This window comes from Streptomyces sp. NBC_01750 (assembly GCF_035918095.1).
GTDB lineage: Bacteria > Actinomycetota > Actinomycetes > Streptomycetales > Streptomycetaceae > Streptomyces.
In genome coordinates, this window is record NZ_CP109137.1 from 8,476,597 (window position 1) to 8,498,143 (window position 21,547).

Sequence of the window (21,547 nt, forward strand, 5' to 3'; positions counted from 1 at the left end):
GCAGGACCGCAGGTGGCCTGTGGACCCTCCCGGGGAGTGTCCACAGGCCACCGGTGCGCTCAGCGCGCGACGCGCTCCAGCGTCGGCGTGTACAGGTTCGGGTCGCTGCTGCTGAGCGCGCGCAGCGCCGTGCGGTGCGCGGCGAACTCCGGCCGGGCGAGGGCCGCCCGGAAGGACTCCTCGTCCTGCCAGTCGGCCACGTTCACATACCGGCCCGGCTCCTGGATGTGCTGGAGCAGACGGTGGGCGATGAAGCCGGGCTGGGCACTGAAGAACGCGGAGGTCGCGTCGAAGGCCTTCTCGAACTCGTCCGCCGGCCCGGTGACCTCGAAGCGGTTGATGAATGTGATCACGGTCTGTCCTTCTCGCAAGGGGGACGTGGGAATCGCCGGACACCCTCGCAAGCGGTGCTCGAGCGGCCCTGGAACCGGCCCGGCTCCAGCGCCGCTCGAGCCGCGCTGCAACGGCGCGCGCGAAGGTGGGCGCGATGCCGTCTCCGGCCTGCTTGCGCGGGGGCGGACCTCTCCGACGTCCGTACCGACGAAAGAAGTTGACGACGTGGAATCGACCAGTCCGGCAGTCTTCGCGGAAGGGCTGCGCAAACGCTACGGCAAGCGGTACGCGCTCGACGGTTTCGATCTCAGCGTGGAGCGCGGAACGGTCCACGGACTGCTCGGCCCGAACGGGGCGGGCAAGACCACATCCGTCGGCATCCTCTCCACCCTCCTCAAGGCCGACGAGGGACGTGCCGAGGTGGCCGGCTTCGACGTCGTGCGCCAGACCGCCGAGGTGCGCTCCAGCATCGGTCTCGTGGGCCAGTACGCAGCCGTGGACGAGGTGCTCAGCGGGCGGCAGAACCTGGTGATGTTCGGCCGGCTTCACCATCTGTCGCCGCGCGACGCCGGCCGCCGCGCAGACGAGCTCCTGGAGCACTTCCGGCTCGACGACACCGGCAAGAAGCCGCTCAAGGCCTACTCGGGCGGGATGCGCCGTCGCCTCGACCTCGCCGTCAGCATGGTGCTGGCCCCGCAGGTGCTGTTCCTGGACGAGCCGACGACGGGGCTCGACCCGCGCAGCCGCAACGAGGTCTGGGAGGCCGTACGCGGCCTCGTCGGCGCCGGCACCACCGTGCTGCTCACCACGCAGTACCTGGAGGAGGCCGACCAGCTGGCCGGCTCCATCTCGGTGATCGACTCGGGCCGGGTGATCGCCGAAGGCACGCCCGACGAGCTGAAGGGCCGGGTCGGCGGCGACCGTATCGACGTGGTGGTGCGGCGCGCCGACGAACTGGCCGCCGCCGCTGCCGCCATGGCCGCGATCGGCGACGGCCTGCCGGAGACCGCCCAGGACACCCGGCGGGTCAGCGTGCGCGTCGAGGACCGCAGCCGCGCCCTGTCCGAGGTCGTGCGCTCGCTGGACCAGGCGGGCGTCGACGTCGAGGACATCGCGCTGCGCCGCCCCACCCTGGACGAGGTGTTCCTGCACCTCACCGGACACACCACCGACAGCGACGAGCAGGCCGCGGCCTCCGACACCCGAGAGGCGATGGCGGCATGAGCATCACCGCACCGCAGGTTCCGCAGCTCTCCCGCCTCCCGAAGATCCCGCGTACGCCGCTGGGCCGGGCGCGCTGGGCGTGCGCCGACGGCTGGACCGTCACGCTGCGCGGCCTCACCCACTGGGTCCGCGAACCGGGCGGTCTCATCGGGACGCTGACGTTCCCGGTGATGATGGTCCTGATGTTCACCTATTTCTTCGGTGGCGCGATGCAGGTCCCGGGCGGCGGCAGTTACCGCGAGTTCCTGGTACCCGGCATGTTCGTCATGACGATGGTGTTCGGCATGGGCGAGACCGTCACCGCCGTGTCCGCCGACAAGAACCGGGGCATCACCTCCCGCTTCCGCACCCTGCCGATGTCGCCCTCGGCGGTGGTCGTCGGCCGCGCCGTCACCGACATGCTGAGCTCGCTGCTCGCCCTGGCCGTTCTGTTCGGCGTCGGGCTGCTGATCGGCTGGGAGGCGCACGGCAGCGCCGGCGACACCGTGTACGCCGTGGGCCTGTTGCTGCTGCTGCGCTTCGCGCTCGTCTGGGCCGGGATCTACCTCGGACTGCTGATGAAGGGCCCCGAGGGCATCACGATGGTGCAGACCCTGGAGTTCCCCGTCGGCTTCCTCACCAGCGCCTTCGTCGCGCCCTCCACCATGCCGGGCTGGCTCGGCACCGTTGCCGAGTGGAATCCGCTCTCCTCCACCGTGCTCGCCACCCGCGAGCTCTTCGGCAACCCGGGCTGGGGCGGCGACTCCTGGATCGCGCAGAACGCGCAACTGATGGCTGTTGTCTGGCCGGTTGTCCTGTGCGCGGTGTTTTTCCCGCTGTCCGTTCGGCGGTTCCGTAACCTGACAAGCTGATCAACACCGTAGGGAACAACGGCAGTACGGAACAGTACGAGGGAGCGGGCTTCATGGTGTGGATTGCGCGTGAGCAGGGCGGACTGCTGGCGCGGTGCGCGGTCGTCTTCGAGCCGGGCGATCCGGCCCGCACGGGCCGGATCGTCTTCTGGGACCCGGACGGGGCGGGGCCGCCCGACGTGTCCACGGGTGAGGTGGGCGAGGCCGACCTTGCCACCGCCGACGGGGTGCGCACGGTCAAGGTGCTGCGCCTGCCGGTCGCCGACGCGCTGCCCGTACTGGCCCTGGCCAGGCGGCTTTACGGGGACGGGAGCACCGGCGCAGCGGTCCATCCGGCGGCCGCCTACTGGGGGGCCGCCGCCGCGCTCGCGCTGCAACTCGCCACCCGCGGGCTCCTGCTGCCCGGTGTCTCCGCGGCCGGCTACGACGCGTGGCGGGTCGGCCCGCTCGACTCCGACGACGTCCTGCGGCTGCGCGAACTGGCTGCCGCCGCACCGCCCGAGGCGCTGGCGACGCCCGTGCCGGGCACCGATCTGCTGCCCGAAGCGGCGCCTCTGCTACGTGCCTTCACGGACGCGGTCGCCGACACCCTGCCGCGTACGGCGGCGGCCGAGGCGTCGACCGGGCGGGCCGCGTTCGCCGCCGTCGAGCCCCAGCATGTACCGGGGCTGCGGGCCTGGGCCGAAGAGGTCTCGGTCGGCCTCGACTCCGGTGTACGGGTCTCGCTGCGTGTCGACCTGTCGGCCCCCGGCACGGACACGCCCGGCGGGGGAGCGCCGGCCCTGCACATTGTCCCGCGCGTCCACAGCCTCGCCGACCCGACCCTGTCCATGGACGCCGGCGAGCTCTTCGACGGCGCCCCGAACGCACTGGGCCCGCGGGCACAGGCCGACACCGTGCTCGCCGTGCGCCGCGCCGCCGGAGTGTGGGAGCCGCTGGCACAGCTGCTGCCCGTCCCCCGCGAACTCGCTCTCGGCGACCGGGAGGCCGTCCAGTTACTCGACGAGGCCGGATCCAGGCTGCGCGCCCACGGCATCGACGTGCGCTGGCCCGAGGAGGTCGGGCGTGCCCTGACCGACCGCGCCGTCGTCGGCGCGGACCTCGTACCGCCCGCCGACCTGCGTTCCTTCATGGGCAGCGACGGCACGGTCGGCCTGCGCCGCGAGCTGCTCCTCGACGGCGAGCTCCTCACCGACGAGGAGATGGCCGCCGTCGCCGGTGCGCCGTCCCCGCTCGTCCGGCTCCGCGGCCGCTGGACGCTGATCGGCGCCGGGATCGCCCGCAAGGCCCGCGAGCGCGACCTCGGGCCGCTCACCGCGATCGAAGCCCTGGCTGTCGCTCTGTCCGGGTACGTCGAGATCGGCGGCGAACAGGTGCCGGTCGCGCCCAGCGAGTGGCTGCTCGCCCTGCGCGCCCGGCTCGCCGGCCCCGACGGCGGCGACGAGCTACTGGAGCAGCCCGCCGCACTCACCGCCACCCTGCGCGACTACCAGCTGCGCGGCCTGCGTTGGCTGGACCGCATGACCTCGCTCGGGCTCGGCGGCTGTCTCGCCGACGACATGGGCCTGGGCAAGACGGTCCAGCTCATCGCGCTGCATCTGGTACGGCAGCAGCACACGGACAGCCGCGGCCCGACGCTGGTGGTCTGCCCGGCATCGCTGCTCGGCAACTGGGAGCGGGAAGTCGGCCGGTTCGCCCCCGGCACCCCTGTGCGCCGCTTCCACGGCACCGGACGCACTCTGGAGGGAGCCGACTCCGGCTTTGTGCTCACCACGTACGGCACCATGCGTCTGGACGCCGAGCGCCTCGGCGCGCACCGTTGGAGCACGGTCGTCGCCGACGAGGCGCAGCACGTCAAGAACCCGTCGTCATCCACGGCCAAGGCGCTGCGGCTGATTCCGGCCGACGCGAAGATCGCGCTCACCGGCACCCCCGTCGAGAACAGCCTGTCCGAGCTGTGGGCCGTCCTCGACTGGACCACGCCCGGACTGCTGGGCGCCCACGGCCGGTTCCGGCGCCGCTGGATCGCCCCGATCGAGGCGGAGCGGGCCGGTCCTCCCGAGCATGCGCACACCGCGGAGCGCCTCGCCCACCTCGTACGGCCGTTCCTGCTGCGGCGGCGCAAGTCCGACCCGGGGATCGCGCCCGAGCTGCCGCCCAAGACCGAGACGGACCAGCTGGTGGCGCTCACTGCCGAACAGGCCGCGCTGTACGAGAAGCTGACGCGCGAGGCGATGGCCGCGATCCGGGCCGGCGAGGGCATCGAGCGTGCCGGCCAGGTGCTGAAGCTGCTGACCGGGCTGAAGCAGGTCTGCAACCACCCCGCGCAGTTCCTGAAGGAGAAGCACGAGGGCCGGGCAGCGGGCCTGCCGAAGCTGTCCGGCCGTTCGGGGAAGCTGGAGCTTCTCGACGAACTGCTCGACACGATCACGGCGGAGGACGGCGCTGTACTGGTCTTCACCCAGTACGTGGCCATGGCCAGGATCCTGGAGCGCCATCTGGCGGACCGGGGCATCCCCACCCAGCTGCTGCACGGCGGGACGCCCGTACGGAAGCGGGAGGAGATGGTGCAGCGCTTCCAGGACGGCGAGGTCCCGGTCTTCCTGCTGTCGTTGAAGGCGGCAGGGACCGGGCTCAACCTGACCCGGGCGGACCATGTGGTGCACTACGACCGCTGGTGGAACCCGGCCGTCGAGGCGCAGGCCACCGACCGGGCCTACCGGATCGGCCAGACCAGGCCCGTCCAGGTCCACCGGATCATCGCGGAGGGCACGATCGAGGACCGTATCGCCACACTGCTGGAGTCCAAGAAGGAGCTGGCCGATTCGGTGCTCGGCTCCGGCGAGAAGGCGCTGACGCAGCTGAGCAACGACGACCTGGCCAACCTGGTCGAGCTGAGGAGTGCGGGATGAGCGGGCAGCTGAGCGACCACGACGGCGGCGGAGCCGCACGGGGCTTCTCCGCCTTTCCCGCACGCAAGGGCGGCCGGGCGCGCGGACAGTCCTGGTGGGGCGGCGCCTGGGCCGGCGCGATGGAGGATGCCTGGCCCGACGAGGAGGTGCTGAAGAAGGCGCGGGCCTTCGCCCGCTCGGGCCGCATCGGACCGGTCACGGTCAGTCCGGGACGGATCGCCGCGCAGGTGTACGGGGGCGAGGACACCCCGTGCACGACCGTGCTCACGCTCCGGGAGCTGGGCGAGGACAACTGGGACCTGCTGTGGGACAGGACCGCCGAACGCCCCGCCGAACTGGCGGCCCTGCTGGCGGGAGAGCTGCCGCCCGACCTGCTGGAGGCGGCGGAGGACGCGGGGCTTGGCCTGCTGCCCGGTTACGGCGATCTCGAACCGGACTGCGACTGCGACGAGCCCGACCACCCGTGCGCGCATGCCCTGGCGCTGGGCTATCAGGTCTCCTGGCTGCTGGACAAGGACCCGTTCCTGCTGCTGCTGGTGCGCGGCAGGAACGAGGCGCAGGCACTGGAGGACCTCAAGTCCACACTGCTGCTGAGGGCGATGACGGACGATGACGAGGAGGGTGATGCGGACGCGGAGGGTGCGGAGGAGGACGCCCGGTCCGTCGCCGCTCCCGATGTCGCCGGTACGCCCGCCGCGCAGGCGTACGCCCGCGAGGCGGTCCCCCTGCCGCCGCTCCCGGCGCTGCCCGAACCGTTGCTCCGGCCCGACGAGCCCGCGACCGGACTCGACGCCGACCCGCTGGAGCAGCTGATCGCCGACGCGGCGGCGCGGGCCCGTGAACTCCTCGCGTACACCCTCGGGTTCACCGCCGAGCTTCCGCCGCCGCTGGATGAGTGGCAGGACACCGTACGTATCGCCGCCACCCACCCCGATCCGCGGGTTCCGCAGCGGCTGCGCGAGAGCTGCGGACGCCCCGAGGAGCTGGACCGTGCCGCCGCGGCCTGGCGCACGGGCGGCGCCGCCGGGCTCGACGTGCTGGAGCGGCGCTGGGACCCGCCGAAGCGGGAGGCCGCCCGCGCCCGCACGGTGTTCGCGGCGGCCTGGGAGGAGGACGAAGCGCCGGAGGTGGTGGTGGACGGCAACCGCTGGACGCTGACCGGCCAGGGCATCCAGCTGCGTCAGGGACGCGACGACCGCTGGTATCCCTACCGCGACGAGTCCGGCATCTGGTGGCCGGCGGGCGAACCTTCCGCCGAACCGGCCCTCGCGCTCGCCGAGCTCCTGGACGGCTAGGGCCTGTCCGGCTGGGGCCTGTCCGGCGGACCTTGCCGGACAGGCCCCTGGTCCCGAGGAGGGCTCAGCGCTTGAGCATGAAGGTGAAGTCGCCGGAGAGCTTGCCGCTCAGCCGGACTGCCGAAACGAGTTTCCCCTTCGTGATCAGTCTCTCGACCTCGGCCCGCGAACGACCGCAACCTTCAGCGATCAGTCGCACCGGCCGGACAGGGATCCGCGCCGCAAAGCGGACCGAGACGTCGATCACCTCGCGGTCCAGGGGATCCGATCCGCCGGTGTCGAGGCGCCAGGCGTTGTCCCAGTCGAGGGCGATGCGATTACGGCGCCGCACGACCGGATCCTGGAGCAGCTCAGCTGTCAGGCCAGGGTCGTTGTCATGCAGCCGGTCCAGCAGCTCAGGTCGTACGGAGCGCACATTCATCCGCTCCAGGACCGTGAGCTTTGCAGTTTCCCCGCAAGAGGTACAGAGCGCGAGGAGCCAGGCGTCGATGAGCTTGTGGTTTGCGTTGACGCGAAATTTACCGCTTGCGCGGAAGCGCTCGGACGCGCACGCGTGGCAACGGCGGAGAACGAGCGGCAGGCAGGTGGGCATGACCACCCAGTTTTTGAGCACAGAAGTACACCGGTTTCAGTGAGAAGTCCGCAGCAAAAAGGAGCGCGGCGCACATGCGCGACGCGCAACGAATCAGCGCTCGGGAGGTCTCACAGGGTGTACAACGGCACGTCCTCGACCAGACGACTTGGTTCGGCAGCACGGTAATGGCGCACAGCGGCGCTGCTCCACTGGTTTTCGAGCGCCTCACCGCCAGAGTCTGTCCGGCGGATCTTCTGGGGCCCAGCGACGTGCCTCCAGGCCCTGGGGGCCTGGGAGGTGCCAATGCAGTTGCCCTATTGGTTTGCCGTCGGCGAGCCCGGTCGGATAGGAAGTTTGCATGCTAAGGGGCAGCAAGGTCGGGCTCAGGGCCCGGCACGAGGACGACATCCCGATCCTGCGGGCTGAGCTCTACGACGACGTGGTCAACTCCTCGCGGGCCGAAGGCCGGCCGTGGCGGCCGATCACGCCCGGCTCGAAGGACTCGCGGCTCGTGGTGGACGACAAGGAGCAACAGCACGTCCCGTTCTCCGTGGTGGAGCTGGACGGCGGCACGCTGGTCGGCACCGCGGTGCTGTCGAACATCGACAACCACAACCGGTCCGCGCACATCGGCCTTGGACTGCTGCCGTCCTCCCGCGGCAAGGGCTACGGCACCGACGTGGTCGCGGTGCTGTGCCACTACGGTTTCGTCGTGCGCGGCCTGCAGCGGCTGCAGATCGAGACGCTGTCGGACAACGCCGCGATGCTGCGCTCAGCCGAGCGCAACGGCTTCGTCCGCGAGGGCGTGCTGCGTTCGTCGGCCTGGGTGATGGGCGAGTTTCTTGACGAGGTGCTGCTCGGGCTCCTCGTCCAGGACTGGAAGCCGGACTCGAAGGGCCAGGGTCTGCCCGGAGGATCATGGTCGGAGCCATAAGAGGATCGCTGCGACGGTGATTGTTCCCGTGGAAGACGTAGGCCCGCAACAGGGGGTGGCGTCCACCCTCACCGGCGAACTGGCTCCCAGGCGCATGTCTCCGCCGGCCGCGTCGGAGTCCACGACACCCGAGCGGCTCCGGCGGTCCCTTCGGCGGTCTCCTGAACGGCGGCGCCACGCCCGCCCGGCGTTTCCCCGTCCCGGTCAGGGGCATCCGCCTCACCGGGAGGTTCACCGATGAACGCACGCATGATGACGCTCCGTGGACACGCCGGAGCCCGCAGGGCGGCCAACAGTTCCGCCCTCGACGCCGCCGCGCGCTGGGGGTTCGTCGCACGCGGGGCGATCTATCTGCTCGTCGGGGTTCTCGCCCTGCGGATCGCCTTCGGCGACAGCGGCAAGCAGGCCGACCGGGGCGGCGCGCTCGCCGAGCTGTCGGACAAGCCGATGGGATCCGTCCTGCTGTGGACCCTGGGCGCCGGGTTGGTCGGGATGGCCCTGTGGCGGCTGTCCGAAGCCCTGTTCGGCGCCGCCGGGCCCGACGGCCGCAAGGCGGGCAAGCGCCTGCTCTCCGCGGGCCGCTGCGTCTTCTACGGTTTCGTCGCCTACTCCGTCCTCGCCTTCGCCGCGGGCGACCGCGGCAGCGGCAGCGGGTCGAGCGACCAGCAGTCGCAGGACGTGACCACCAGGGCGCTCGATCTGCCCGCGGGCCAGTGGATCGTCGGCATCGTCGGCGCCGGTATCGCGGTCGGGGGGATCTGGGTCGGTGCCCGCGCCGTGATGCGGAAGTACCACAAGCATCTGAAGCTCGGCCAGATGTCGCGCAGGACCCGGCAGTTCGTGGACGTGACAGGCGTCGGCGGCGGCGCGGCCCGCGGTATCGTCTTCGCCGCGATCGGGGTGTTCATCATCCGCGCGGCCGTCGAGTACGAGCCGGACAAGGCCAAGGGCTTCGACGACACACTGCGCACATTCGCCGAGACCCCGGCGGGCCCGTGGCTGCTGGCGCTGGTCGCCGTGGGGCTGGCGCTGTTCGGCGTCTTCTCCTTCGCGATGGCGCGCTGGCGCCGCGTCTGATCGCCCAGCCCCAGCCCCAGCCCCAGCCCCAGCCCCAGCCCCGAGACCGGGACGCGGCCGGGACCACGCCGGATCCGGCGTGGTCCCGGCCGCGGGCAATCATTCACCTTGGGTGCGTCGTGAGAGAGCACGGCTTCGAAGCGCAATGGCGAGTGCGACGACGATCAGAATCGCCGCGACTGCGAAGGTGACCCGCATACCGGTGGCAACGGCCTCGGAACGCGCCGTTGTGACATCGGTCGTCGCCGACGCGAGCGCGAACACAGCGCCCATAACGGATGTCCCGGTGACAAGCCCGAGATTGCGCGACAGGTTGAGCATGCCGGAAGTGACGCCGCGCTGATCCGGGCGGGTGTCTGCCATGACGGCGGTGTTGTTGGCCGTCTGGAACGTCGCATAGCCGACGGTGATGACGACGATGGGGCCGAGGTAGCCGGAGATGCTGGGCGTCGCCGACATCATGGACAGAATGAAGGAACCGGCCGCTATTCCGATGAGCCCGACGATGGTCATGCGTTGTGCGCCGAAACGGTCCGCAATGCGACCGGCCGGCACACCGGTCAGCGCAGTGACCAGCGGACCGACCGACAGGACGAGTCCAACAAGAGCCTCATCGAGCCCGAGCGTACGAGAGAGATAGAACGGCCCGACCACCAGCGTCGCCATCATCACCGTCGAGACGAGCATGCTCGTGGCGAGGCTCGCGCTCAGCACTGGATCGCGGAACATGGCCAATCGGATCAAAGGTGAGGCCGCTCTCGCCTCGGCACGCACGAAGAGGCCGACTCCGAAGGCAGCAGCCAACAGCAGAGCGATGTTGAGCGAACCGAAACTGCCGCGCCCCATTGTCATGGCGAGTGCGTAAGCCGCCAGCGTCAGAGCAAGCAGCAGGGTGCCCACATTGTCGAAGCCGGCCCGGTCAGACTTGGGCACCCGTCGGTCAACGGGCAGGTAGCGGTGCGTGAGAAGAAAAGTCACGATGCCCAGCGGTGCGTTGACGAGGAATATTGCCCGCCAACTGAGTCCGGAGATCAGAGCGCCGCCCAGCGACGGACCGAGAGCGGTGCCGATCGCGGACATCGTTCCGAGTAGCCCCATGGCCCTACCGGTCTTTTCCTTCGGAACCGTCTCGCCAATGAAAGCCATGGTGAGGGCCATCATGACGGCTGCTCCGAGGCCCTGCGCCGCCCGGGCGGCAATCAGCAGCCAGAGCGTGGGCGCGACGCCGCACAGGACCGAGGCAACCGTGAACAGGAAGATTCCGGCCAGTAGCAGCCGCCGGCGGCCGAGGATGTCGCCGAGCCGTCCGACGCTGACGATCAGGGTGGTGATACCGAGGAGATAAGCGAGGACGATCCACTGGACTTCCTGGAAAGAGGCGGTGAACGCCTGTGCCAGAGTCGGCAAGCCAACATTGGCGATGCTGGTGCCGAGCGAGGACAGCAGCATGGACAGCGAAAGGCCGGCGAGCGCCCACCGGACTGAAGGTATCCGTTCCGCACTTCTGGCTACTGCCTCATCTCGTCCCGCACTGATTGGTTTCAACATGAACTCCGTTCTCCGGTGACTCCCGAACCCCGGCCGCCGGCCGCCGGGCGACGGTGGGCAGGGCAGGGCAGCCGGACCTTTCCGACAGGTGGTGAATGCTGTGGCCGGAGGCCGAGGGGATGCCGGGGGAGTCCGACCCGTTTCGCGGGAGGCGGGTGTGCCGGGCCGTGGTCGCGACCGGCCGCGGGGGCCCCGCCGTACGCCATCGCTTCCGCACCGGGTTCAATGCGCCCGGCCCTCTGCCTACGCAGGCCGGTTGCGGCCCGGACGCCGCAGGCCCCCTATGGCCGGCACGGTCACCGAGCCGAGCGCACGCCCGTAAAGACGGTGGTGGCGGAGAGGAGGAAGGCATCGGGCCGCCGCAGGATTCCCTCAGGTGCCCCGGGATCGAGCAGCACGTCGAGTGTCCCGCGGTCCTCCACCTCCAGGGACTCGCTCATCGTCTCCCGCAGCCTGGTCAGCTGGGCGTGCAGGAAGGCGCGGGCCGTCGCGCCCAGAGGTGCCGGCAGGTCGAGGAGGGAAGTGAAGCTGCCGACGCGGGTGAGACCGGCGCGGCTGAGCATCGCGGGCCAGTCCTCGACCAGGGCGGTGCTGCCGGGCAGCTCGGCTCGCATGGTCTCGAACCAGCGCTCCTGGACGACGTCGAGCCGGGCCTGGAGGCCCGGCCTGCCGATGCCGATGTCGCGTGGCAGGAAGCGCATCGGCAGGCCGCCCTCTGCCACGGCGAGCAACCCGCCGGGCCTCAGCACACCTGCGAGCGCAGTCAACGCGCCCTGCTGATCACCGAGGTGGTGCACGGCCTTGCTGCTCCAGACCAGATCCGCCGTGCCGAGGCCGCCTTCCCCGTGGTCGTCACCACCGTCCAGGCCCTCGGGCAGCTCCACGTGCCGGACGGCCACCCTGCCGCCGAGGCCGAGCCGCTCGGCGCGAGCCAGGGCTCGGTCCAGCAGCCCCGGCGTGCCGTCCACGGCGACCGCCTCGGCGTCCGCGAAGGCCTCGGCGAACACGCAGGTCATCACTCCCGGCCCGCTACCGATGTCGAGGATCCGCCGGACCTTCTTCTCCGGGTCGAGCAACTCCCTCAGGCGGGCCGCCGTCCGGCGGAGGACCGGGAGCTGCAGTTCGCCGCTGTGCTCCAGGTGGGCAGCCATGACCTCCCAGTCGACGTCGGTGTGGTTGTGTCCGTGTCCGGAATCGCGGTGTGTGCTCATGCGGGGGAGCGTGCCCCCGCCGGATGGCGATGGCAACTTCTGTTGCCAATTCCGGGACAGCCGGGTGGAATGCCCGTATGGACGAAACCCCGCCCTACCAAGCGGTCCTCGACGAGGTCGCTCCCCGGCTCAGACGGCTGCGTGCCAAACGCGGCCTCACCCTGGCCGCGCTCTCCGAGGTGACCGGCATCTCCAAGAGCACCCTCTCCCGGCTGGAATCCGGACAGCGCCGCCCCAGCCTGGAACTGCTGCTGCCGCTCGCCGGTGCGTACCGCGTTCCCCTCGACGACCTGGTCGGCGCCCCCGAAGTGGGGGATCCCCGGATTCGGCTGACACCCCACCCCTTGCCGAGCGGCGGTACGTTCGTCCCCCTGACCCGGACCCCGGGTCCCCTTCAGGCGTACAAGATGATCATCTCCGACCGGGGCGCGGAGCCGGATCGCCGGACGCACGAGGGCTACGAGTGGCTGTATGTGCTGGACGGCCGGCTACGGCTCGTCATCGGCGAGCACGATCTGGTCCTCGGCCCCGGCGAGGCCGCCGAGTTCGACACCCGCCTGCCGCACTGGTTCAGCAGCGCGGACGGGCAGCCCGTCGAGATCCTCAGTCTCTTCGGGAGACAGGGGGAGCGCATGCACGTCCGTGCGAAGCCCAGCGCATGAAGGCATGAATGACCATCAACGAATGGTCTGGATTCGTGCGGTCGCGGTCGCCACCGCCACGGGTCTGTCGTCGGGGCCGATGAGTTCACCGGCGAGAAAGCACACATCCCTGCCGCGCTGTACGACCCGTCCGCGTCCCAGAAGCCGTCCAGGGCGGGCGGGACGGAGAAACTGAACATGGAGATCGAGAGTCGGCGCGAACTGCTTTTCCGGCAGCGTCGCGACCAGCGCCGGCCCCAGGGTGTCATCGAGCATCGCGGCCAAGAACCCGCCCTGGATCACGCCGACAGGGTTCGTGAACTGATCGCCCGCCTGAAATGCCACCTCGATAGTCCCCCGCTCCGGATCCACGCGAACCAGTTCCCAGCCGAGAAGCACCGCCGCAGGGGGCGGTGGGACCCGCCCCGCCTGCACATCCCAGAACAACCCACGCCTGTGCGTATCCATCTCCATGAGCCACATTGAACAGCTCCCCACTGACAGCCGAGGGCCCAACTGACAGTCAGGGCAAGCAAGCGTCCCGCACGCCCACATGGCCGGCACGACCGGGACGCGGAGTACCAGACACTTCGGCCCTGTTCGTCGGGGCCGAACGGGGTCGAACGGGGCCGGGACAGGCCCTGAATGCCGTCGGCGGGCCGACCCTAAAGCGGCGCTCCAACGAGCCTCCAGCTCCCGAAACCACCATCGGACCAGACAGGTACGAGGCGTGCGGAGTGGAAGGAGCGGGGGCCGTGAACGGCATCGGGACCGCCACCGTCGGGACACGGCAGCAGCACACGCTCGTCGGCTCGGTGCTCGGGCACGCCCGCCTCGCTCCGGGGGCGACGGCCCTGGTGTGGCGGGGCGGGGAAGTCGGTTACGGCGAGCTGCTGGCCCGCGCGGAGCGGGAGCGGGCCCGGATCAGGGACCTCCCCTCCGACAGCCCGCTCGCCGTCCCCGCGACCAAGTCGCCCGCGACCATCGCGCTGGTCCTGGCCTGCCTGCTGGAGCGCAGGCCGTTGCTGCTGCCGTCGTCGACGCTCGGCGCCGACGTGCGGGAGCGGCTGTACGAGCAGGCCGGCGTCCGGCACGTACTGACGCCGGACAACCTGCCGCAGCCGCAGCCGCAGCCGCAGCCGCACGTACCGGCTCCGGAACCGGTGGCGCCCGCGCGGCCGGACAGCGCGGCCCTGCTGCTCACCACGTCAGGGTCCACCGGACTGCCCAAGACCGTACCGCTGACCGCAGCCGCCCTGGACCGCTTCACCGCCTGGGCGGGCGAGGCATTCGGCATCGGCCCCGGCACCACCGTCCTCAACTACGCGCCCCTCAACTTCGACCTGTGCCTCCTTGATGTCTGGGCCACGCTCGCGCACGGCGGCCGCGTCGTCCTCGTCGATCCGGACCACGCCGCGAAGGGCGCCCATCTCGTCGACCTCATCGCCCGGTACGAGGTGGAGATCGTCCAGTCGGTGCCGATGTTCTACCGGCTGCTCACCGACGCCGCACAGGCCGAGGGCCGCATGCTCCCCTCCGTCCGGCACGCCCTGTCCACCGGCGACACCCTGCCCGCCCCCGTAAGGGCCGCCCTGCCCGGTGTGCTGCCGGGCGCGCGGCTGTACAACCTCTACGGCTGCACCGAGACCAACGACAGCTTCCTGTACGAGATGACAGGCGCCGAGCCCGCGGACCGGCCGCTGCCACTCGGCCGCCCGCTGCCGGGCGTGTCCGCCCTCCTGGTCACCGCCGACGGGGGTGTCCTGGACGGCCCCGGAACCGGGGAACTGTATGTCCGTACACCCTTCCAGTCCGAGGGCTACGCGGGAGCCGCGGCCGCGTCCGGCGCGTTCGTCCCGCACCCCGAAGGGGCCGACGGGCAGTGCTGGTTCCGCAGCGGCGACCTGGTGCGCCGCGCCGCGGACGGCACCCTCACTCTCTCCGGCCGGACCGACTTCCAGGTCAAGATCCGCGGGGTGCGGATCAACCCGCAGGAGGTGGAGCACGTACTGCTCGAACACCCCGGCGTAACCGAAGCCGCCGTCGTCGCGCTGCCCGATGCGGTGGCCGGCCGGCTGCTGCACGCCGTCGCGCGGCGCACCCCCGGCTCGGCCCTCAACAGCCTTTCCCTGCGCGGGCACCTGGCGCGCGGGCTGCCCCGGGCCGCGATCCCCTCGGCGCTGCGCGTCACCGACGAGCCGCTGCCCAGGACCTCCACCGGCAAGGTCGACCGCGACCGCGTCGTGCGGGACCACTTCACCAAGGAGAACTGACATGCAATACGCCCGGTCCATCAAGGAGTTCGTGGTCGAGCAGTTCCTGCCCGATGTGTCCGCAGGGGATCTGGACGACGACCTCGACCTGCTGGAGAACGGCATCATCGACAGCCTCGGTCTGCTCAAGGTGATCGCCTGGCTGGAGGACCGCTACGGCATCAACACCGACGAGGTCGACCTCGACCCGGACTCCTTCAAGTCGGTCGCCTCCATCGAGGAGTTCATCGCCCACGCGTCCCGCGAGCGGGCGGGGGCAGCCTAGCCATGCACGCAGCAGTCGCCGCGCTCATCGCCCAGGACCGCCCGGTGGAGGCGGGGGACTGGCACGCCTTCTGGGACCGGCTCCACGACGGCGGACTGCGCCGGGGCGAGGCCGTGGCCCTGCTGGCCTCCCTCTCCACCCGGATGCCGGACCGCGTCACGCTGGGGGCGCTGCTCGGTTCACTGGCCGAGCGGCGCCCGCGGCACGGCGCGTCCGGTGCCGTGGGCTCCCTCCCGCACGCGGTCAACGTCGTCGGCACCGGCGGCGGGCCGCCCACCCTCAACATCTCCACGGCGGCCGCACTCACCGCTGCCGCGATGGGCACCAGGGTCGTCAAGACCGGTTCGCGCGCCTATACCTCCAGCCTGGGCTCCGTCGATCTGCTGGAGCGCCTCGGTATCGGCCTCACCACGTCGTACGAGGAGACCGCCGAAGCCCTCGATCGCTGCGGCATCGCCTTCGCCGGGCCGTTCGTCTATCCCGCGGAACTGTCCCTGCTGGCCCGCTCCGTGCTGCCGCTGGACGTGCGGAAGCTGGGCCGTTTCGTCAACGCGGTTGGCCCTTTCCTCGCCGACATGCCGGTCGGCGCCCAGGTCACCGGGGTCTCCGACCCGCGGCTCGTCCCCGGGCTGCGTGATGCGGCCCGGCACACCGCGGACCGGACCGGCCGGACGGTGTGGCTGTGCACCAACGAGCGCGGCGCCGACGAGCTCCTCAGCTTCGTCCCCAACCGGGTGCGAACGTACGAGGACGGTGGGGAGGACGAGTTCACACTCGACCCGGCCGCGCTCGGGCTCGGCGCGGGATCCCTCGAGGACCTGCGGCCGGTGGGCGGTGACCCGGTGGAAACCTTCCTCGACGTGCTGGCCGGCCGGGGCCGCCCGGCGGCCGAGGAGACCGTCTGCCTCAATGCCGCGGCCCTTGCCGTCGCAGGCCGGCTGACCGGCGACTGGCATGCCGCGCTGGGGGCCGCCCACGCGGTGGTCAGGGACGGAACGGTCCTCGAGCTGATCGAGCGGTTGCGTGCCGGAAAGCGAGCCGTGACCCGTGCCTGACCGTGCCTTCTCCGACCGGGCTTTCTCCGACCGTGCCTTCTCCGACCGTGCCTTCTTCGCCCACCGCGCTCCGGGGCGGCCCGGACTCGCCGTCTTCCTCAATGCGGGCGACCCACCGCTGGAGGCCCTGCCCGAACTCGTCGCGATGCTCGACGAGAACGAGGTCGACTGCCTCGAACTCGCCGTCCCCTTCCCCGGCTCGGTCACCGACGGTCCGGTCATCCGCGCCTCCGCCGACCGTGCACTCGCCGACGGCGTGGACCTGGCCGGTGTGCTGAAGGCGGTCTCGGCCGTGCGGTCCGGCCTGAAGCGGCTTCGGATCGCGCTGCTCGCCGACTGGAGCCACACCGTCAGGGGCTCCACCGCCGACGACTTCAGCGCCGCTGTGGCCGACGCCGGCTGCGACGGACTCCTCTTGCACGGCGTGCCGCCCCGGCAGCGCCTGGCCCACTACGAGGCCGCGCACCGGGCGGCGCTGCCGCTCGTCACGACCTGCTACGCCGTCTCCGGCCCCGACGCCGTGGCCGAAGCGGCGCAGCACGCCACCGCCTACCTGTACCTGGTCGCCCACTACGGCCGCAGCGGCACCACGGCCGCGCCGGACCGGGAGCGGCTCCGGGCGGCGGTCACCACCCTGCGTACCACCGCGTCCGCTCCCGTCGCCGTCGGCTTCGGGGTCAGGACGGCGCACGACATCGCGCTCCTGGCTGAGCTCGGTGCCGATGCCGCCGTCGTCGGGAGCGCGGGGGTGTCGCGTATCGAAGCCGCACTCAACCGGGGCGGCGATCCCGTCGAGGAGTTCCGCTCCTTCGTGCGGGAGCTGCGAACACGAAAGGAACCGATCCATGATCGTCCGTAAGCTCGACGAAGTCCCCAGCGTCAACTGGGGCAACGGCCTCAGCCGCCGCTTCCTCACCCAGGCGGACGGGGTCGGCTACTCCGTCACCGACACCATCGTCCACGCGGGCACCAAGTCCCGTCTGGAGTACCGCAACCACCTGGAGTCCTGCTACTGCATCGAGGGCAGCGGCGAGGTGGTCGACACCGAGGGCAACGCGTACCCGATCACCCCGGGCACGCTCTACGCGCTGGACCGGCACGACGCGCACTGGCTCGTCGCCTCCCCGCACGAGGACCTGCGCCTGGTGTGCATGTTCACCCCGGCGCTGCGTGGCGACGAGCGCCACGACGTGGACGCGGCCGAGTACTCCCACTACTGATGATCAATTGGACCGCTGACCAGCAGGCCCTGCGGGACGGTCTGACGCCCTGGTTCGACAAGCTCAGCACCGGACATCTCGCGCGGGACGCGGAGGCGGCCTTCTCGGGTGAGGGCTGGGCGGACCTGGCCTCCACCGGCATCCTGGGTCTGCCCTTCGACGAGCGGTGGGGCGGCCTCGGCCAGTCCCTGCTGACCACGATGTACGTCCTTGAGGGGCTCGGCGAGGGCTGCCGTGACGGGGGGCTCAACTTCTCGGTCTGCACCCATCTGGTTTCCACCGGGGTGCCGCTGCAGCGGTTCGGCTCGGCAGAGCTCAAGGAGCGCTTCCTGCCGGGCGTCTGTTCGGGCTCGCTGATCGGCTGTCACGCCATCAGCGAGCCCGGCAGCGGGTCGGACGCTCTGGCGATGCGGACCCGGGCGCTGCGCGACGGCGACAGCTTCGTGCTGAACGGCAGCAAGGCCTTCGTCAGCAACGGCCCGGTCGCCGATCTGTTCACGGTCTACGCCCGCACCAGCGACCGCCCCGGGCCGCTGTCGATGACGGCTTTCCTGGTGGAACGGGACACGCCGGGCCTTCAGGTCGGCGCCCCGATCGCCAAGATGGGTCTGCGGACCTCCCCGCTGTGCGAGCTGTTCTTCGACGACTGCCGCATCCCTGCGTCCCAGGTCGTCGGCCGCCCCGGCGGCGGATTCCTGGTGCTCGACCATGTGATGCGGTGGGAGATCCTGTGCTCCTTCATCATCAACGCGGGGGAGATGCGCGACCGGGTCAACCGCTGTGTCGAGTACGCGAAGAACCGCACCCAGTTCGGGCAGCCGATCGGTTCGTACCAGGCCGTCTCGCACAAGATCGTGGACATGGAGATCGGGGTGGAGTCCGCCCGCCAGTGGCTGTACGGCACCGCCGAGAAGATGGCGGCCGGCGAGAACGTCAGCCGCGACATCGCCATGGCCAAGCTTGTCACCAGCGAGGCGAACCTCGCCTCCGCCCTCAGCGCCGTGCAGATCTTCGGCGGAAACGGCTACATGGCCGAGTACGGCATAGAGAAGGAGCTCCGCAACTCGGTCGCCGGAACGATCTATTCCGGCACTTCGGAGATCCAGCGCAACCGCCTCGCCGCCCTGCTGGGCCTCTAACGGCCGACCGGGCCTCTCACGGAAGCGACCTCAGCATGACTGCAACGACGCTCACCCAGGCCGCCACGGCCTTCATCGACCACGACTCCCCGGAGGTACGCGACTTCACCGCCGCCGCGCTCGGTGGCGCCGCCACCCCCAGGGAGCAGGCGGTCGCGCTCTACTACGCGGTGCGCGACACCATCCGTTACGAGGTGTACGGCGCCGACCTCAGCCGCGAGGGCCTGCGGGCGAGCAGCGTCGTCCGCACGGGCTCCGGCATGTGCCTGCACAAGTCGGTGCTGTACGCGGCCTGCCTGCGCTCGCTCGGCATCCCGGCCCGGCTGGTCCTCACCGACGTACGCAACCACCTGGCGTCCGCCCGGCTCAAGGAGCTGCTGGGCGGCGACGTGTTCCACCAGCACTGCCTGACCACGGTGCGGCTGGACGGCCGCTGGATCAGGGCGACCCCGGTCTTCAACAAGACCCTCTGCCGGCTGTACGCCATGGCCCCCCTGGAGTTCGACGGAACGGCCGACAGCGTTCACCACCCCTTCGACCTGAGGGGCCGACGCCAGATGGAGTTCCTGCGGTTCCACGGCGAGTTCGACGACCTGCCGTACACCCGGGTCGTCGAGGACCTGCGCAGGAACCACCCCGGTCTGCTGCGGGCGGGCACCACCGGCTTCGCCGAGGGATCCCTGGTCCAGGACGCGGCGGACGCCTAGTGCTGGTCAAATTCTGCGGAGCCACGACAGAGGGCGAAGTGGCGGGACTGGCGGCGGCGGGCGCGGACCTGATCGGGCTCTGGCACGGCGTGCGGGGCGGCAGGTCCGACCTGTCGGCCGGCCTCCTGGCCACGCTCTCGGCGGCGGCCCTGAACGCCGGGCCGGCCCCGGTTCTGGTGACGTTCTCGTCCGACGCCGGCGCACTGGCCGAGGCGGCGGCCGCTTCGGGCGCACGCTGGGTCCAGCTGCACGGCTTCCAGCCGCCGGGCCTGGTGCGGGCGCTGCGCCGGCAGGGCCCCGGCGGTCTGAAGATCGCCAAGGTGCTGCATCTGCAAGGCGGTTCGTGTCTGGAGGACCGGCTGACCGGAGCGTACGAACGGGCGGGCGCCGACTGCTTCCTCTTCGACGCGGTGGCCGACGACGGGCGGATCGGCTCCACGGCACAGCCCTTGAACGACGCGGCGGTCACCGCCCTCGCCGACCGCACCAATCTGCCCTTCCTGCTCGCGGGCGGCCTGCACGACGGCAACAGTGACGACTTCGCCGGCGCCCGCGCCCACCCCCGCTTCCTCGGAATCGACGTCGACTCGGCGGCACGCGGCGACGACGGCCTGCTGAAGGCCGAGCGTGCGGCCGCGGTGGCCCGCGCCTGGCGGTCCGCATGAGCACCTTCATGAAGGCACTCCTGGCCTGCCCCCGCCCCCTGGTCATGGAGGTGAAGCGGCAAGACGCCGACGGCCGCGACCTGCTGGCCGGGCGCAGCGTCGCCGAGACGGTCGAGCGGTACGAGGAGGCGGGCGCGCCCTGTATCTCGGTGGTCACCGGCCGCTGGTTCGGCGGTACGGAGGCCCTGCTGCGGGAGGTGGCGTCCCGTACGGAACTCCCGCTGCTGCGCAAGGACTTCATCACCAGCAGGCGCCATCTGGACCGCTCCCTCGAACTGGGGGCGGCCGCGGTGCTGCTGACCGCCAAGCTGCTCCCCGCGCCTACGCTCGCCCGGCTGGCCGCCCACGCGCTGTCGATCGGTCTGACGCCCTTTGTCGAAGTCGCCGACGGGGCCGAGCTGGCCGCGGCGGCCACGGCGCACCCCACCGAGTCGGTCATCGCGGTCAACAACAAGGACATCGCCACCCGCGAGCGCCTGCCGGCCGATCCCTCCCGGGGTCTGGCCCTGCTCCCCGCCGTGCGCCGCACCGGCACCCCCTGTCCCGTCAGCGCCAGCGGCATCTCTGACCCGCATGAAGCCGCCGCCCTTCTGGACGCCGGCTTCAAGGCCCTGCTCATCGGCACCGGCCTGCTGGCCACGGACAGCGTGACCGCCTGGTCGGACCGGCTCGACAAGGCCCGCTCTGTCAGGGCTTAGGACAGGGCTCAGGGCGCCGGAGCGACCGCCGGACAGGCCCGGGGACCGGGCCTGTCCGGCGGTCGATGCTGCGTGGCCGTCAGCGGCGCGCGGGCCTGGCGCGGCGGCCGCGGGAGGTGCGGCCCCAGGGCTTGTAGACGGAGACCACGGCGGCGACGGTGAGCAGGACGAACAGGCCGGGGACACTCCAGACGAGGAAGTCGGCCGACGAGCCCGGGTCCGGCGGTTCGTTGCCCGCCACGGCGGTGTTGCGGCTGGCCGTGGTCACGACGGGGTGGATCACGAACCACGCGAAGATCGTCATGAAGAGGGTGATCACCCACTTGACCACGATCCACCAGTGCAGCAGCAGGCCCCACTTGGTCCCGCAGGACAGCAGGATGCCGGTGATCGCCGCGGTGATGCTGAAGACCGTGACGCAGGTGTCGTCGAAGACGTACATCGCGTAGTAGACGCCCTTGGCGATCGCCGCGTCGTCGGTCGTGCAGCCCATGACCGCCAGAACGGCCATGGCGAGTGAGAGGCCCACCCAGCCGACCGAGGTGACGACATGGATGGCCAGGGTCAGCTTCCGCGCTCCCCGGCCCAGTTCGAACTTCTTCTTGCCGGTCTTGGTGTTGCGGGTTGTTCCTCCGGTGCGCGGCTTTCGTGGTGGCTGGTTCGGCTGGGTGTCGACTGCCGGAGCGGACAAGGCGACTCACTTTCGGAGAGGGGTGGGGTAGCCGTCGGGGCTCGACGGCGTCCTCGGCGAATCACCCACGCTCCCGGGACGAAGTCGAGTGAGGGTGGAGCCGGAATCCAGGGCTCCGCGCCGGGCGGTCCCGCACTTCGTCATACGGCGGGAGCCGCGGGACGGCTGTCCGGACCCGGCCTCCAGCAGGCCTCCGGGATTCCTCCAGCGCACTTTCCGAGTCTGGCAGCCACA

At 71.0% G+C, this 21,547-nt stretch carries 22 protein-coding genes; 16 read left to right on the forward strand and 6 right to left on the reverse strand.

The genetic code is table 11. The features are described from left to right. Positions 1 to 59 precede the first annotated feature (59 nt). Positions 60 to 353 (reverse strand): antibiotic biosynthesis monooxygenase family protein, encoded by a 294-nt coding sequence (locus OG966_RS38210; RefSeq protein WP_326654703.1) that lies wholly within the window; start codon positions 351 to 353, stop codon positions 60 to 62. Between the two features lie 205 nt (positions 354 to 558). On the opposite strand from OG966_RS38210, the gene OG966_RS38215 reads away from it, so the two are divergent. The 4 genes from OG966_RS38215 to OG966_RS38230 are packed head-to-tail and all read left to right on the forward strand — an operon-like array spanning position 559 to position 6,615. Beyond that, the gene (locus OG966_RS38215) at positions 559 to 1,557 is read left to right on the forward strand and encodes an ATP-binding cassette domain-containing protein (RefSeq protein ID WP_326654704.1); all 999 of its coding nucleotides are present in this window, start codon (positions 559 to 561) and stop codon (positions 1,555 to 1,557) included. After that, positions 1,554 to 2,408 (forward strand): ABC transporter permease, encoded by an 855-nt coding sequence (locus OG966_RS38220; protein ID WP_326654705.1) that lies wholly within the window; start codon positions 1,554 to 1,556, stop codon positions 2,406 to 2,408. The genes OG966_RS38215 and OG966_RS38220 overlap by 4 nt, the downstream gene beginning before the upstream one ends. A gap of 53 nt (positions 2,409 to 2,461) precedes the next feature. Then, positions 2,462 to 5,320 carry a DEAD/DEAH box helicase gene (locus tag OG966_RS38225; RefSeq protein WP_326654706.1) on the forward strand — a complete coding sequence of 953 codons (2,859 nt, stop codon included), beginning with the start codon at positions 2,462 to 2,464 and terminating at the stop codon, positions 5,318 to 5,320. Beyond that, positions 5,317 to 6,615, forward strand: a complete 1,299-nt coding sequence (locus OG966_RS38230; RefSeq protein ID WP_326654707.1) for an SWIM zinc finger family protein — start codon at positions 5,317 to 5,319, stop codon at positions 6,613 to 6,615. Before OG966_RS38225 ends, OG966_RS38230 begins: the two co-directional genes overlap by 4 nt. A gap of 64 nt (positions 6,616 to 6,679) precedes the next feature. On the opposite strand, the gene OG966_RS38235 is transcribed toward OG966_RS38230, so the two are convergent. Next, complete coding sequence (locus OG966_RS38235) at positions 6,680 to 7,228, reverse strand: DUF1062 domain-containing protein (protein WP_326654708.1); 549 nt, start codon at positions 7,226 to 7,228, stop codon at positions 6,680 to 6,682. A gap of 319 nt (positions 7,229 to 7,547) precedes the next feature. On the opposite strand from OG966_RS38235, the gene OG966_RS38240 reads away from it, so the two are divergent. Beyond that, positions 7,548 to 8,123 (forward strand): GNAT family N-acetyltransferase, encoded by a 576-nt coding sequence (locus OG966_RS38240; RefSeq protein ID WP_326654709.1) that lies wholly within the window; start codon positions 7,548 to 7,550, stop codon positions 8,121 to 8,123. 237 nt (positions 8,124 to 8,360) lie between these two features. Beyond that, complete coding sequence (locus OG966_RS38245) at positions 8,361 to 9,200, forward strand: DUF1206 domain-containing protein (RefSeq protein ID WP_326654710.1); 840 nt, start codon at positions 8,361 to 8,363, stop codon at positions 9,198 to 9,200. A gap of 99 nt (positions 9,201 to 9,299) precedes the next feature. Here the strand turns inward: OG966_RS38245 and OG966_RS38250 are convergent, their stop codons facing one another. Continuing rightward, positions 9,300 to 10,649, reverse strand: coding sequence for an MFS transporter (locus tag OG966_RS38250; RefSeq protein WP_326654711.1), 1,350 nt, complete (start codon positions 10,647 to 10,649; stop codon positions 9,300 to 9,302). A gap of 395 nt (positions 10,650 to 11,044) precedes the next feature. Then, positions 11,045 to 11,959: a class I SAM-dependent methyltransferase gene (locus OG966_RS38255; protein WP_326654712.1), complete on the reverse strand. Its 915-nt coding sequence runs from the start codon at positions 11,957 to 11,959 to the stop codon at positions 11,045 to 11,047. A 77-nt stretch (positions 11,960 to 12,036) separates the two neighbouring features. On the opposite strand from OG966_RS38255, the gene OG966_RS38260 reads away from it, so the two are divergent. Beyond that, a complete protein-coding gene (locus tag OG966_RS38260) occupies positions 12,037 to 12,621 on the forward strand; it encodes a helix-turn-helix domain-containing protein (protein ID WP_326654713.1) in 585 nt (194 codons plus the stop codon). Positions 12,622 to 12,636: 15 nt separating this feature from the next. Here OG966_RS38260 and OG966_RS38265 read toward each other — a convergent pair whose 3' ends face one another. After that, entirely contained in the window at positions 12,637 to 13,074 is a 438-nt protein-coding gene (locus OG966_RS38265; protein ID WP_326654714.1) for a PaaI family thioesterase, read from the reverse strand. A gap of 281 nt (positions 13,075 to 13,355) precedes the next feature. Here OG966_RS38265 and OG966_RS38270 point away from each other — a divergent pair, with 281 nt between their 5' ends. Genes OG966_RS38270 through OG966_RS38310 form a run of 9 tightly spaced genes read left to right on the forward strand, consistent with a single transcriptional unit; the run spans position 13,356 to position 20,622 of the window. After that, entirely contained in the window at positions 13,356 to 14,873 is a 1,518-nt protein-coding gene (locus OG966_RS38270) for an AMP-binding protein (protein ID WP_326654715.1), read from the forward strand. 1 nt (position 14,874) lies between these two features. Further along, on the forward strand, positions 14,875 to 15,138 hold the full coding sequence (locus OG966_RS38275) for a phosphopantetheine-binding protein (protein ID WP_326654716.1): 264 nt from the start codon (positions 14,875 to 14,877) through the stop codon (positions 15,136 to 15,138). A 2-nt stretch (positions 15,139 to 15,140) separates the two neighbouring features. Beyond that, a complete protein-coding gene (locus tag OG966_RS38280) occupies positions 15,141 to 16,193 on the forward strand; it encodes an anthranilate phosphoribosyltransferase (protein ID WP_326654718.1) in 1,053 nt (350 codons plus the stop codon). Beyond that, entirely contained in the window at positions 16,186 to 17,052 is an 867-nt protein-coding gene (trpA, locus tag OG966_RS38285; protein WP_326654720.1) for a tryptophan synthase subunit alpha, read from the forward strand. Before OG966_RS38280 ends, trpA begins: the two co-directional genes overlap by 8 nt. After that, positions 17,039 to 17,413, forward strand: a complete 375-nt coding sequence (locus OG966_RS38290) for an ectoine synthase (protein WP_326654721.1) — start codon at positions 17,039 to 17,041, stop codon at positions 17,411 to 17,413. The genes trpA and OG966_RS38290 overlap by 14 nt, the downstream gene beginning before the upstream one ends. Further along, the gene (locus OG966_RS38295) at positions 17,413 to 18,552 is read left to right on the forward strand and encodes an acyl-CoA dehydrogenase family protein (RefSeq protein WP_326654722.1); all 1,140 of its coding nucleotides are present in this window, start codon (positions 17,413 to 17,415) and stop codon (positions 18,550 to 18,552) included. The genes OG966_RS38290 and OG966_RS38295 overlap by 1 nt, the downstream gene beginning before the upstream one ends. Positions 18,553 to 18,587: 35 nt before the next feature. Beyond that, on the forward strand, positions 18,588 to 19,259 hold the full coding sequence (locus tag OG966_RS38300) for a transglutaminase-like domain-containing protein (RefSeq protein ID WP_326654723.1): 672 nt from the start codon (positions 18,588 to 18,590) through the stop codon (positions 19,257 to 19,259). Further along, positions 19,259 to 19,924, forward strand: a complete 666-nt coding sequence (locus tag OG966_RS38305; protein ID WP_326654724.1) for an N-(5'-phosphoribosyl)anthranilate isomerase — start codon at positions 19,259 to 19,261, stop codon at positions 19,922 to 19,924. The genes OG966_RS38300 and OG966_RS38305 overlap by 1 nt, the downstream gene beginning before the upstream one ends. Further along, positions 19,921 to 20,622 carry an indole-3-glycerol-phosphate synthase gene (locus tag OG966_RS38310; RefSeq protein ID WP_326654726.1) on the forward strand — a complete coding sequence of 234 codons (702 nt, stop codon included), beginning with the start codon at positions 19,921 to 19,923 and terminating at the stop codon, positions 20,620 to 20,622. Before OG966_RS38305 ends, OG966_RS38310 begins: the two co-directional genes overlap by 4 nt. A 79-nt stretch (positions 20,623 to 20,701) precedes the next feature. On the opposite strand, the gene OG966_RS38315 is transcribed toward OG966_RS38310, so the two are convergent. Continuing rightward, a complete protein-coding gene (locus OG966_RS38315; RefSeq protein ID WP_326654727.1) occupies positions 20,702 to 21,313 on the reverse strand; it encodes a DUF2269 family protein in 612 nt (203 codons plus the stop codon). Positions 21,314 to 21,547: the final 234 nt, after the last annotated feature.